General features: G+C 68.9%; 8 protein-coding genes. 5 read left to right on the top strand and 3 right to left on the bottom strand.

The genetic code is table 11. The features are described from left to right. Positions 1-15: 15 nt before the first annotated feature. A complete protein-coding gene (locus SLW55_RS08895; protein ID WP_148830455.1) occupies positions 16-1,293 on the bottom strand; it encodes a pyridoxal phosphate-dependent aminotransferase in 1,278 nt (425 codons plus the stop codon). A 308-nt stretch (positions 1,294-1,601) separates the two neighbouring features. On the opposite strand from SLW55_RS08895, the gene rsgA reads away from it, so the two are divergent. The 4 genes from rsgA (at position 1,602) to SLW55_RS08875 (ending at position 6,245) form a co-directional block, all read left to right on the top strand. Further along, positions 1,602-2,714 (top strand): ribosome small subunit-dependent GTPase A, encoded by a 1,113-nt coding sequence (gene rsgA, locus SLW55_RS08890; protein ID WP_320740263.1) that lies wholly within the window; start codon positions 1,602-1,604, stop codon positions 2,712-2,714. An 8-nt stretch (positions 2,715-2,722) separates the two neighbouring features. Next, complete coding sequence (locus tag SLW55_RS08885) at positions 2,723-3,967, top strand: flavohemoglobin expression-modulating QEGLA motif protein (RefSeq protein ID WP_320744968.1); 1,245 nt, start codon at positions 2,723-2,725, stop codon at positions 3,965-3,967. Between the two features lie 282 nt (positions 3,968-4,249). Then, positions 4,250-5,032, top strand: a complete 783-nt coding sequence (locus SLW55_RS08880; protein ID WP_267114177.1) for a hypothetical protein — start codon at positions 4,250-4,252, stop codon at positions 5,030-5,032. Between the two features lie 529 nt (positions 5,033-5,561). Beyond that, positions 5,562-6,245, top strand: a complete 684-nt coding sequence (locus tag SLW55_RS08875) for a type 1 glutamine amidotransferase domain-containing protein (RefSeq protein ID WP_267114176.1) — start codon at positions 5,562-5,564, stop codon at positions 6,243-6,245. A gap of 404 nt (positions 6,246-6,649) precedes the next feature. Here the strand turns inward: SLW55_RS08875 and SLW55_RS08870 are convergent, their stop codons facing one another. Together SLW55_RS08870 and SLW55_RS08865 are read right to left on the bottom strand one after the other, a co-directional pair. Next, positions 6,650-8,569 (bottom strand): alpha-amylase family glycosyl hydrolase, encoded by a 1,920-nt coding sequence (locus SLW55_RS08870; RefSeq protein ID WP_320744967.1) that lies wholly within the window; start codon positions 8,567-8,569, stop codon positions 6,650-6,652. Positions 8,570-8,616: 47 nt separating this feature from the next. Continuing rightward, positions 8,617-11,076, bottom strand: coding sequence for a TonB-dependent receptor (locus SLW55_RS08865; RefSeq protein ID WP_320744966.1), 2,460 nt, complete (start codon positions 11,074-11,076; stop codon positions 8,617-8,619). A gap of 299 nt (positions 11,077-11,375) precedes the next feature. Between SLW55_RS08865 and SLW55_RS08860 the strand changes: the two genes are divergently transcribed. Next, positions 11,376-12,722 carry an MFS transporter gene (locus SLW55_RS08860; RefSeq protein WP_267099761.1) on the top strand — a complete coding sequence of 449 codons (1,347 nt, stop codon included), beginning with the start codon at positions 11,376-11,378 and terminating at the stop codon, positions 12,720-12,722. Positions 12,723-12,730 lie beyond the last annotated feature (8 nt).

The following is a 12,730-nucleotide window of genomic DNA, read 5'->3' as shown; positions in this document are numbered from 1 at the left end:
TTCGCCAGTCCCCACTCACCGCCCCACAGCCGCCCGCGGCTTCAGCGGCACCACCTTGGTGGCGTCCTCGGCGCGGCGCGCCAGCACGCGGTCGATGCGCGCGAACACCTCGCGCATCGTCGCCGCCTCCGGCAGCAGGGTGACGCGGAAATGGTGCCGGTAGGGCACGTTGAAGCTGGAGCCGGGCACCACCAGCACGCCTTCCTGTTCCATCAATTCCAGGGCGAAGGCGTGGTCGTCGAACCCGCGCGCGGCGGCGCCGACCACGGCCGGGAACGCGTACAGCGCGCCGGCCGGCTGCACCAGCGACAGGTGCTCGCTGGCCGCGCACGCCTCGAGCACCGCGCGGCGCGTTTCGTACAGGCGTCCACCCGGGGCGCACAGCGGCGAGATCGTGTCCGGGCCGTTGACCGCGGCATCGATGGCGAACTGGCCGGGGACGTTGGCGCACAGGCGCAGCGCGCCGAGCAGGTCCATGGCGTTGCGGAAATCGCCGACGCGCTCGGCGTCGCCCGACAGCAGCGCCCAGCCCACGCGCCAGCCGCAGGCGCGGTGCACCTTGCTCAGGCCGCCGAAGCTGATGCACGGATGCGCGCCGGCCAGCGGTGCCACCGACACGAACTCCGCCTCGTCGTACAGCACCTGGTCGTAGATCTCGTCGACCATCAGCAGCAGGTTGTGCTTGACCGCGATGGCGACGATCTTCTCCAGCAGCGCCCGCGAGTAGCTGGCGCCGCTGGGGTTGTTCGGGTTGATCAGCACGATGGCGCGGGTGCGCGAGGACACCAGCGTCTCGATCTCCACCGGGTCGGGCTGGAAGCCGTTCTCCGGCGCGCAGCGGTAGTACACCGGGCGGCCGTCGTTGAGGATGGTGGCGGCCGACCACAGCGGGTAGTCGGGCGAGGGCACCAGCACTTCGTCGCCCGGGTTGAGCAGCGCCCGCAGCGACAGGTCGATCAGCTCGCTGACGCCGTTGCCGACGAAGATGCGGTCCGGGTGCGCGTCTGGATGCTGGCGCCGGGCGTAGGCCGCGGCGATCGCCTCGCGCGCCTCCGGCAGGCCCTGCTGGTGGGTATAGGGATCGGTGCGGCCCATGTCGTCGGCGATCGCGCGCTGCAGATGTTCCGGGGCACGGAAGCCGAACGCGCCGGGATTGCCGATGTTGAGCTTGATCAGTTTGCGCCCCTGGGCCTCCAGCTCGCGGGCTCGCCGTGCCAGTTCGCCGCGAATCTCGTAGCGGACTTCGGACAGGCGTTCGCGGATCGCGAGCGGCTTGATCGGCAGGGTGGGCATCGCATTGGCCGGTGGGGCGTGGGACCTGCATGGTAGCGGAAATGTGACACCGCGGCGGGGCGGTGGGGCGCCGTGGTGGCGGGTCGTCTACGGCGCCCGGCCGCCAAGCTTGGCGCTGCGACGGGCGTGGCGCGATGGCTGGCCCGTGTGGCGGCCACACACGTGTCGCGCGGGTCATGCGCCGCTGCTGGCGACTCCCGGGGCGCCGCCTGCGGCGCTGGCCAACCACGCAAGGCGCCGCCCTGCGCGTGTCCCAGTGACCGCCCTGCGCTCACCTTTGGGCGCGGCACACCCTCTAGAATCCGCGCATGACCTCCTCCCCGATCGACTTCGACGCGTTGCGCCCCATCGGCTGGCCCTGGCCCGGATTGCCCGAGGAGCCGGCCTGGCGCGCGCTGTTCGACGCGCATCCGCAGGCGCGGCCGGCGCGGGTGGTGGAGCAGCACCGCACCGGCTATGTGGTCGCCGATGCGGTGGACACCGGATTCAAGGTCGAATCGCTGCCGGACTGGCAGCGGCCGCGCTTTCCCAGCCACGAGCGCGCCGCGGTCGGCGACTGGGTGTTGCTGGAGGACACGCGCATCGTCGCCTTGCTGCCGCGGCGCACCGCGATCAAGCGCGGCGCCGCCGGCGAGCACTACCACCAGCAGGTGATCGCGGCCAACATCGATACGGTGTTCATCGTCTGCGGCCTGGATGCGGACTTCAATCCGCGTCGGATCGAGCGCTATCTGCTGCTGGTGGGCGGCGGCGGTGCGGCGCCGGTGGTGGTGCTGACCAAGGCCGACCTCACCGAGTACGCCGACGATGCGCTGGCGGTGCTGGAGGAACTGGCGGCGCAGGCGATTCCGCTGCTCACGGTCAACGCCCGTCAGGCCGACAGTGTCGACGCGCTGCGGCCGTGGCTGGGGCCGGGGCAGACCGCAGTGCTGGTCGGCTCGTCCGGTGCCGGCAAGTCCACCCTGACCAATACCTTGCTCGGCGTGCAGAAGATGCGCACCGCGGCGGTGCGCGCCACCGACTCGCGCGGCCGCCACACCACCACCCATCGCGCGCTGCTGCCGCTGCCATCCGGCGCCTGCCTGATCGACACGCCGGGCATGCGCGAACTCAAGCCCACTGGCGAGGAAGACCTGGCCGAGGGCGGCTTCGCCGACATCGAGGCGCTGGCCGTGCAGTGCCGCTTCAACGACTGCGCGCACCAGGCCGAACCGGGCTGTGCGGTGCAGGCGGCGATCGAGCGCGGCGAGATCGAGGAGGCGCGCTTGGCCAATTACCTGAAGCTGCGCGACGAGGTCGCCGGCGCCGCCGGCAAGCTGGCGCAGCGCCAAGCGCAGAACGCGGCCGCCGGCCGCGGCGGCAAGCCCAGCGGTGGCAAACCGGGCGGCAAGCGTCCGCCACCGCGCACCCTGCGCCGCTGACGTCGGCCGTGGCCAAGCGCGTGCTGCCGGTCGAGATCCGCCACCATGCCGCGCTCGACGCGCGGCTGGTCAAGGCGGTGCGCGGCATCCGCCTGCTGGCCCTGGCCAGTTGGCCGGTGGCGCTGCAGGCGCCGTTCCTGGAGAGCGTGGCGCGCGGCCAGCCGCAACTGCCGCAGGTGGACTACCCCAGGCTGGATTTCGCCGACACCCGCCGCGAGCTCGGGGCGATCGCCGAGGCCGCCGATCCGGCACATCCGCTCGGCGCCTACCTGCAGGCCTCGGTGCACAGCTGGGATCTGGCCGCCGCCCTGCTCGAAGTGCTCGGCACGCCGGCGGTGGGCACGTATTCGGCGCAGTTGTTCGGCGTGCCGGACGACCCGATGCCTGGCCACGGTCCCACCACCCGCGAGGCCGCCGGCCATTTCATCCGCATCGCCCAGGAACTGGACCGCGAGTTGTTCTCGGCCGAGGAGCAGGTGCCGGTGTCGGCCACCGCGTTGCGCCTGCTGTTGCAGCGCGATCTGGACGAATTCTTCGGCACGCGGGTGATCACGGTGGAACTGGATCCGGACCTGCTGGCCAAGGCCGCCGCCGGCGCGCAGCGCATCCGCCTGCGCTCCGGCGCGCACTTCAGCGACTACGACCGCGCGCAACTGTTCCACCACGAGGCGCTGGTGCATTCGCTGACCGCGCTCAACGGCCGGCAACAGGCGCAGCTGCCGAGCCTGGCGCTGTCCTCGCCGCGCACCACCGCCACCCAGGAAGGCCTGGCGACCTTCGCCGAGCAGATCACCGGCAGCATCGACATCGAGCGCATGAAGCGGATCAGTCTGCGCATCGAGGCGATCGCGCTGGCCCGCGACGGCGCCGACTTCATCGAGGTGTTCCGCTACTTCGATGCGGCCGGGCAATCGCCTGCGGAGAGTTTCTCCTCGGCGCAGCGCGTGTTCCGCGGCGTGCCGACCACCGGCGGCGCCGCATTCACCAAGGACACCGTGTACCTGCGCGGGCTGGTGTCGGTGCACACCTTCTTCCGCCAGGCGCTGCAGCGCGACCGGCTGCCGCTGTGCCGCTGGTTGTTCGCCGGCAAGATGGCGTTGGAGGACGTGGCCGCGTTCGCGCCGCTGTTCGAGTCCGGCGTGCTGGCGCCGCCGCGCTGGTTGCCGACCTGGGTCGCGCGCGCCAGCGGCCTGGCCGGGATGCTGGCGTTCTCGCTGTTCGCCAACCGGATTCGCATGGATCAGGTGGAGTAGGGGGCTCCAGAAGGAAGTAGCTGCCGCTGCGGGAGGTCGGCGGCATTCGCAGCGACCAGTCGCGTGGACGATCCAAAGCGTCTAATGCGACTGCAGTGTTCCTGTGGCTATCGCAAACTTGTAGTGCGGGCTGTCGGCCGTTTGGTTTTTTGAAGAAACGAAAAGAAGTCCGAGGCATTTCTCTGGCAAGAAAGATGGTTCGCTCATGTCCGTCTTGCTTGCAGGGAGAAGAATCAAGTGCCTATGCTGGGTCGCGCATTTATCGCCAATAAGGAGGCTCGCGTGTCGACGACGGAAGGTAGGGGTGGGGACGTGGGAGCGGCTGGCGTCATCGCGCAGTTGCGCAGGCAAAATCGAATTTTGAAGATTTTTTCGGCTGTGGCGCTCGCCCTTCCTTTGACGCTCATGCTGATGGGGGCCCGAGGCGCTGGCAGCAAGCAGGTATTTTCCGAGATCGATGTCAATCGCATCAATATCGTCAACGAGGACGGGTCCAGGTCCATGGTGTTGGCAGCCCGCGGTTTGCTGCCCGATCCGGTGATGGGCGGGAAGGTCATGAAAACCGAGAGAAGCAATATGCCCGGAATGCTGTTCTATAACGGCGTGGGCGACGAGGTCGGTGGGCTCATCTATGACGGCAGTCTCGGTCAAGATGGAAAGCCCAGTGGCGGCGTGCATCTTTCGATGGATCGGTTCGGCGGAGATCAGCAAATCGCCCTGCATCACTACGAGGAGGGCGGCTTCATGGAAACCGGCCTTTCCGTATTCGATCGCGGACTTTCCAAGCAGTACGAAGGGCTGTATGAAAAGTATCTGGCGGCCCCGAATGGGCCGGAGAAGGATGCGCTGTTGAAGCAGTGGAAGGACGCGGGTGGTGAGCAGACACAGAGGCTCTTTGTCGGGCGTACTCGCGGAAAATCGTCTGCGGTGATTCTCGCGGACGATTCAGGAAATCCCAGGATCATCATGTCCGTCACGCCTGCCGGAAAGGCATCGTTGGATTTTATTGACGACAAGGGTGACGTCGTCCAGAGTCTCCCGGAAACCGCCGTCGTGAAGAAGTAGTGGCATGGTCGATACCGGGCATGGAGTTGCCGGAGTGGTCTGGTGTCTGGCTGAAGTACGTCGGGCTCGATGCCTGATCGCGTGCGTACGGGGGGCATCGGCATTGCGCCGCCCGCCTCATCGGTATGCACGCCCATTGCGCAGGGGTGTGGACAGTCGCGGATTTCAGGGCACGCCGCTGTTCGGCCTGAAGTTCCATTTCACGTCGAACAGAGCGCGCACTGCATGCAGCGTAGCCCGGACACGCATGGACTGACCCAGGACACCGGCGACGTCGTCTGGTGTCTGGAGGCCGCCTGCATGTGGTTCGCAGGCTGCTCAACTGGCAGCTATCCGCTTTCTTACAAAATGGGCGACCCACCGCAGCGGCTGGGTTGCCACCGTAGCGACTGGCTTCGGCCGCCTTGCAGGATCGTGCGCGTGAGCTGAACCGCAGTGCGCGATGCTCACCCGCTGCGAATGTGCGGCTGCCGATACTGCGGCGCCCGGCCTGCTCCGCATGGCCGCTTTCCCTCACGAGGAGACCCCCATGAAGATCCTGATGGTGCTGACGTCGCACGACCGCCTCGGCGACACCGGCCACAAGACCGGCTTCTGGCTGGAAGAATTTGCCGCGCCGTACTACACGTTCAAGGATGCCGGTGCCGAACTGACCCTGGCTTCGCCCAAGGGCGGGCAACCGCCGCTGGACCCGAAGAGCGATGCGCCGGACGCGCAGACCGAAGCCACCCGGCGCTTCAAGGGCGACCCGGCGGCGCAGCAGCAACTGGCGAGCACGCATCCTCTGGCATCGGTGCGCGTGGACGACTACGACGCGCTGTTCTACCCGGGCGGCCACGGCCCGCTCTGGGACCTGGCCGAGGACCGCGACTCCATCGCCCTGATCGAAGCGTTCGCACGCGCCGACAAGCCGATCGGCTTCGTCTGCCATGCGCCGGGCGTGCTGCGCCGGGTGACCGCGGCCGATGGCTCGCCGCTGGTGAAGGGCCGTCGCGTCACCGGCTTCACCAACAGCGAGGAAGCCGCGGTCGGCCTGACCGACGTGGTGCCGTTCCTGGTCGAGGACGAACTGCAGCGCCAGGGCGGCCAGTACAGCAAGGTCGCCGATTGGGGCGTGCACGTGGTCGAGGACGGCCGCCTGGTCACCGGGCAGAACCCGGCCTCGTCCGAGGCGGCGGCCGAGGCGTTGTTGGGGTTGCTGCGCGGGAAGTGAGCAGGTCCTGAGAACGATGATGACAAGGCGAACGCCATCTCGATGAGAGAGGGCGTCGCTTCTTGGTGAGGAACTGGTGCAGTGGTCGAAGCGCACATGTGGTCACCGCTTTTGTAGCGCCCCGCCGGACCCGCCTTTTGTAAGCTCGCCGGAGAGGACGGCTGCAAGTGGATCGCGCCGCCGGCATCGGCGTGCTTTGTCCTCCGTAGGAACGGCTTCAGCCGCGACGGGCGTCACCGGGAACGCCCGTCGCGGCTGAAGTCGCTTTTACGGTGCGGACATGTGCCGCCGCGTGACAGCCGGGTAGTGCGCCTGTGGGAGGGACTTCAGTCCCGACTGCGGGCACTCAGGATCGTGCGCAGATGGCAGCAGTGGCGCGTGCAGCGACCACGGCCGTTTCCGGCTCAGTCGCGCCGCCACCAACGCAGGCCGTACGCGGGCAGGATGCCATCCCAATGCATTAGCGTTGCCGGATCGTTGCCGCCATCGGCGATGGCGTGCCAGTCGCCTGCTCCAAGCGCATCGGCGACCTCCACCGCAACCGGCTCCGCACTGAAGTTGTACACCGCCACGAACGCCTCGCCGCGCGCCAGCCCGAGCAGGGCGGGATCGCCCAGCGGCACGGCACGCAACGGCTGGTCGGCGGCCAGTGCCGCAGTGGCGGCACGCGCGGCGATCAACCCGCGCAGGCGGGTGTAGACCTGGCCGGGCAGGCTGTCGGTGTCGTGGCGTTGCGCCGCGCGTGCCCAGTCCATGACCGGGCGGTGCAGCCAACGGCCTTCGTGCTGGCGCAGCGGGTCGTCGCGGTAGGCCTCGTCGTTGCCCAGGGCCAGTTCGTCGCCCATGTACAGCAGTGGGATGCCCGGCATCGCCAGCGCCACCGCGTACAGCAACACCAGGCGGCGCACGCCCAGTTCCAGCGCATCGGCATCATCGGTGGCCAGCGCTGCCGTGATGCCGGTCAGTGCCGCGCTCATGCCGTTGCTGCCGTGCACGCCATCGCCGCTGCTCTGGAAGGCTTCGCCGCGCGCGTAGCTGTCCGCTGTGTCGCCGGCGTAGAACTGGGCGATGCGCGCCAGCGCGAACGGGGCGACGGCATCGCCACCGGCGGCCTCGCGCTGCAGCACGTTCCAGCCGATATCGTCGTGGCAGCGCACATAGCTGAGCCAGCCACAGGCTGGCGGCAGCGCCGGCGTCTGCGCGATCGCCGCCTGCACGATGTCGCCGCGCTGCTCGGCCAGGGCCACCCAGCCGGCCGCCATCAGCGTGCTGTGGTAGGCGAGGTGGCATTCGTGGCCGCGCGCGGCGCCTTCGCCGAAATACGGCGGCAACTGTGCCATCGGCACGATCGCCTCGGCCTTCAGCAGCACCGCTGGGGCCAGGATGTCGGTGAGTGCGCGCAGCGCTTGCAGGATCGTGTGCGCCTCCGGCTGGTTCATGCAATCGGTGCCGGGACGCTTCCACAGGTAGGCGGTGGAATCCAGGCGGAACACCTCCACCCCCAGGTTGGCCAGACGCAGCAGCGCCAGCGCCATCTCGCCGAACACCGCCGGATTGCTCCAGTCCAGATCCCATTGGTAGGGATAGAACGTGGTCCACAGCCAGGCGTCGGCGTCCTCCACCCAGGTGAAGTTGCCCGGCGCGGTGTGCGGGAACACCTGGCCCAGGGTGCGCTCGTAGGCATCCGGCGCGTCGCGGTCGCGGAAGTGGTGGTAATAGTCCAGATGCCGCGCATCGCCACGCTTGGCCGCCAGCGCCCAGGGATGGTCGTCGGCGGTGTGGTTGAGCACGAAGTCGGCGCACAGGCTGATCCCGGCCGCACGCAGGCGTGCGGTCAATGCCGCCAGGTCGGCGGTGTCGCCCAGCCTTGGCTCGACCTGGCCATAGTCGCTGACCGCGAAGCCGCCGTCGTTGTCGCCGGCGCGGGCGCGCAGGAACGGCAGCAGGTGCAGGTAGCGCACGCCCAGTTCCTGCAGGTAGGGCACGCGTTCGCCGACGCCATGCAAGGTGCCGGCGAAGCGGTCGACATAGGCGCTGTAGCCGAGCATCGACGGGGTGGCGAACCAGTCGGGCGCGCGCTCGGCGTCGAGCTGGCGCAGCGCCGACGGCCGCGCATTGGCGGTGGCCGCCAGTTGCGTCAGCCACTGCGGCAGCCATTGCGCGAAGGCCGGATGCGTGCCGTACAGCGCATGCAACTGCGCCAGTAAGCGTTCGCCGTGGTGCTGCAGGCGCGGCAGCAACGCGTCGGCGGCGTCCGGTTGCAGATGCGCCTGCCACAGGGTGTGGGCGAGCGCGGACAGTGCGGAAGGAGCGGGTGCGGTCATGGGTTGCTTGGCCGCGCCCCCGGTGGGGCGCGGATGTGCGGTCCTCGTCAGAAGTCGTAGCGCAGGCTGATGCTGGAAGTGCGGCCCGGGATCGAGCGCGCGCGGATCACGCCGGAAGCCGCGTCGGCGATCGACGCTTCCTCCGCTTCGGTCAGGCCGAAGGTGTTGAACAGGTTGTTGACGTTGAGCGAGACGGTCAGCGCATCGGTGATGCGGTAGTCGCCGAACAGGTTGACCTGGGTGTAGCCGGGCATCTTCAGCTGGTTGCTGTCCTGGGTGTAGGCCGAACTGGTGCCGATCGCGTTGACCCCGACCTGGTAGCGCTCGCCGCGGTAGCTCGGCGTCAGCTGCCAGACGAAGCGCGCCTGCCGACGCGGGGTGTTGCCGGCGTTGGCCGGGGTGATCTGGTCCTTGTCGATGGTGGCGTCGGTCCAGGTCAGGCCGCCGTTGAGGGTGAAGCCGCCGGTGCGGTATGCGGCTTCGAGTTCCAGGCCGTGCGCCTTGTAGGTGCGGTCGAAGAAGCGCTGGGTGGTGGCTTCATAGTTCTGCTCCTGGGTGCGCGCGGCGAAGGCAGTGGCGAACAGGCTCAGCCCGCCGCTGCGCCACTTCAGGCCGCCCTCGAGCTGCTTGACCACGTTCACCGCTTCGTTGGAGGACACCGAGCCGTCGTCGCGGACCACGCCGAACAGCAGGCGGTCGGCGTTGGCGCGGGCGCCGCGGCTGTAGCGCGCGAATGCGGCCAGGTCGTCGTTGAGCATGTAGTTGCCGCCGAACGAATACGACAGGTAGTTCCAGTCGTAGCGCACCGGCTTGGGGTTGGCGTAGTCGATGGTCGCCACGCGTTGCTCCGGCGCCTCGATCACGCCGTCGCCGTTCACGTCGACATTGCTGACCAGCATGCCGCCGGCGGTGTTGCCGCGCGCGCGGCCCATGTCGTAGCGCAGGCTGCCGTCCACGCTCAGCGGGCCCTGGTCCCAGCTCAGCGCCAGGTACGGCGCGTTGATGTCGTAACGCACGTCGTAGTGGCGGGTGTTGTCCAGCCCCCAGTACGGCACGCCGTAGGCGTACAGGCCGTCCTGCGAGCGCATGCTGCCGTCGGCGGCGACCACGTCCAGCAGCCGCGGGCGGTGGCCCAGCGACTGCACGTAGGAGTTCCAGGTCCAGTCCACGTCGATGGTCTGCCGCGAGGTGTACCAGCCGGCCTTGAGGTTGAGGTTGCCGCCGTCGCCGCTGCCGAAGTCGCGCGCCAGGCTGAGGTCGTTGACCGCGTTGCCCAGGTCGTTGAGGTGCACGTTGAACAGATGCGTACGCAGCGCCAGCCCGGTGTAGGCCTGGCCTGCGTTCGGGCCGTCGACGTAGCGCAGGCCGGCACCGGTGCCGCCGATGCTCGCCGCCAGCGCGCCGGCATCGGCGACTTGCGCCGGGAACGGCGAAACGAAGCGGCCGGAGGTATCGGCGATGCGGAACTTGTCGGTCAGGGTCCAGCCGCCGCCGATGTCGAACTGCGCCTCGGCGCCAAACGCGCGCGACAGCGGGTGCATGCCGTCGCTCAGTTCCACCCGCGAGGGTTTGTTGCCGCCATCGAGGGTGGCGCTGCTGCGGAAGTACGGGCTGTACAGCGTGCCGGTGCCGGGATCGAAACCGTCGATGCTGCCGAAGTGCGGCGACCCGTCGCGGCCGCTGACCCGGGTCGGCACCGGCAGGTAGCCGGCGGCGCGGTCGTTGAGGTACTTGGCGTAGACGCGCACGTAGCCGTTGTCGAACAGCCGGGTCAGGTTGGCCTTGAGCTGGCCGCCCTTGTCGGTGGTGTAGCCGGCGTCGCGCACGCCGTCGCCGCGGCGGTAGAAGCCGCCGACGTTGAACTGCCAGTGCTCGGCGAACGGTGCGCCGTAGTCGAAGTCCAGGCGGGTGTTGTCGTAGCCGCCCAGGCCGCGGGTGAGGCCGACGCTGCCGCCGGCGGTGTCGCCGGTCTTGCTGATGAAGTTGATGATGCCGCCGGGCGAGTTGCTGGCGAAGGTGGAGGCCGAACCGCCGCGGATCGCCTCGATGCGCTCAAGGCTGTAATCGGCGCGCAGGAAGATGTCGGCATTGCCGAAGGCGATGTCGCCGAACTCCAGCACCGGCAGCCCGTCTTCCTGCAACTGCAGGAACTTGGCGCCGCCGGAGGCGACCGGCAGGCCGCGCACGGCGATGTTGGCGTTGCCTTCGCCGCCGCTGGATTCGGAGCGGATGCCGGGGATGTTGCGGAAGATCTCGGCGGTGCTGCGCGGCGCCGACTGTTCGATCGCCTCGGCGCCGACCGTGCTCACCGAGACGCTGGACTTGAGCTTGCTCTTGGGCGTGGCGGTGCCGGTGACGAAGACCGAGTCCAGGCTGACCACGTCGCCCTGCGCCGCCGGGGCGTCGGCAGCGGCAGGCGTGGCCTGTTGCGCGAGCGCAGCCGGTGCGGACAGCGCCGCGGCGACGGCCAGGGCCAGGGTCTGCAGGCGGATCGAAGGGTGATGCATCGCTGTCTCTCCCGAAGCGAGTGGTGCAGTGGGTGGCGGCGCGTCGCTGCCGGAACGGGCAGGGCGCGGCGCGGTCGGTGGGTGCGGCGGCGTACAGATACGGCCGTCCGCAATCGATTGCAATTTGCAGTGCAGCAAATCCACCAATGGCGCTTACGCCAATCTTATCGCTGAGAGATCGAGGCATTCTGCATGGTGCGGCGCAGCGTTACAAACGATTGCAGGCGCGGCGACACTCCGCTCCGCCGCTGCGGCACGCCTCCCGCGTGCCCGACCCGCCCAGGCCGATGCCGATGCTCATGCGTTCCGATCGTCCCCTGCTTCCGCTCTCGCGCGTGCTGGCGCTCAACGCCGGTTTCTTCGGCGTGCAGTACAGCTTCGGGCTGCAGCAGAGCAACATGAGCCCGATCTACAACTACCTGGGCGCCGACCACGCCAACCTGCCCTACCTGTGGTTGGCCGGCCCCATCACCGGGCTGGTGCTGCAACCGGTGGTCGGCGTGCTCAGCGACCGCACCGTCACCCGCTGGGGCCGACGCATGCCGTACATGGTGGTGGGCGCGCTGGTGTGCAGTCTGTGCCTGCTGACCATGCCCTTCAGCGTGGCGCTGTGGATGGCGGTGGCGCTGCTGTGGATGCTGGATGCGGCCAACAATGTGGCGATGGAGCCGTACCGCGCGCTGGTCAGCGACGTGCTGGCGCCGCCGCAGCGGCCGCTGGGCTACCTGACCCAGAGCGCGTTCACCGGCCTCGGCCAGACCCTGGCCTACGTCACTCCGCCACTGCTGGTGTGGCTGGGCATGAACCAGGACGCGGCCAACGCCCACCACATTCCCTACGTCACCATCGCCGCGTTCGCGATTGGTGCGGGCTTCTCCGCCGCCTCGATCCTGCTCACCGCGCGCAGCGTGCGCGAGCCGATGCTGCCGGCGGCGGAGCTGCAGCGCTTGCGCAGCGCCGCGTCCGGGCCGCTGGCGACGTTGCGCGAGATCGTCGACGCGGTGCGGCAGATGCCGCCGACGATGCGGCAGATGGCGCCGGTGATGCTGTTCCAGTGGTATGCGATGTTCTGCTACTGGCAGTACATCGTGCTGTCGCTGTCGACCACGCTGTTCGGCACCACCGCGGCCGATTCGCATGGCTTCCGCGAGGCCGGCCTGGTCAACGGGCAGATCGGCGGCTTCTACAACTTCGTCGCCTTTCTGGCCGCGTTCGCGATGGTGCCGGTGGCGCGGCGGTTCGGCCCCAAGGCCACCCACGCCGCCTGCCTGGTCGCCGCCGGCATCGGCATGTGCGTGCTGCCGTCGATCCACGATCGCTGGCTGCTGCTGCTGCCGATGCTCGGCATCGGCCTGGCCTGGGCCAGCATGATGGGCAATCCCTACCTGATGCTGGCCAACAGCATCCCGCCCGAGCGCACCGGCGTGTACATGGGCCTGTTCAACCTGTTCATCGTGCTGCCGATGCTGATCCAGATCGTGACCCTGCCGCTGTACTACGACCGCCTGCTGCAGGGCGACCCGCGCAACGTGATTCGCCTGGCCGGCGCGCTGATGCTGGCGGCCGCGGTGGCGATGTTGTTGGTGAAGCGTCGGGAATGGGGAACCGCGAATGGGGAATCGGAAAAGCGCGGCGCGGCGCACTGAAGCGCCGC

This window comes from Xanthomonas sp. LF06-19 (assembly GCF_034105425.1).
GTDB classification, from domain to species: Bacteria; Pseudomonadota; Gammaproteobacteria; order Xanthomonadales; family Xanthomonadaceae; genus Xanthomonas_A; species Xanthomonas_A sontii.
The sequence above is the reverse complement of the archived record's forward strand: the minus strand, read 5'-3'. Positions and strand labels throughout refer to the sequence as shown.

Coding starts and splice junctions, on each gene's coding strand:
- SLW55_RS08865 (WP_320744966.1), bottom strand. CDS start 11,076: ATGCATCACCCTTCGATCCGCCTGCAGACCCTGGCCCTGGCCGTCGCC.
- rsgA (WP_320740263.1), top strand. CDS start 1,602: ATGACCTCCTCCCCGATCGACTTCGACGCGTTGCGCCCCATCGGCTGG.
- SLW55_RS08870 (WP_320744967.1), bottom strand. CDS start 8,569: ATGACCGCACCCGCTCCTTCCGCACTGTCCGCGCTCGCCCACACCCTG.
- SLW55_RS08860 (WP_267099761.1), top strand. CDS start 11,376: ATGCGTTCCGATCGTCCCCTGCTTCCGCTCTCGCGCGTGCTGGCGCTC.
- SLW55_RS08875 (WP_267114176.1), top strand. CDS start 5,562: ATGAAGATCCTGATGGTGCTGACGTCGCACGACCGCCTCGGCGACACC.
- SLW55_RS08895 (WP_148830455.1), bottom strand. CDS start 1,293: ATGCCCACCCTGCCGATCAAGCCGCTCGCGATCCGCGAACGCCTGTCC.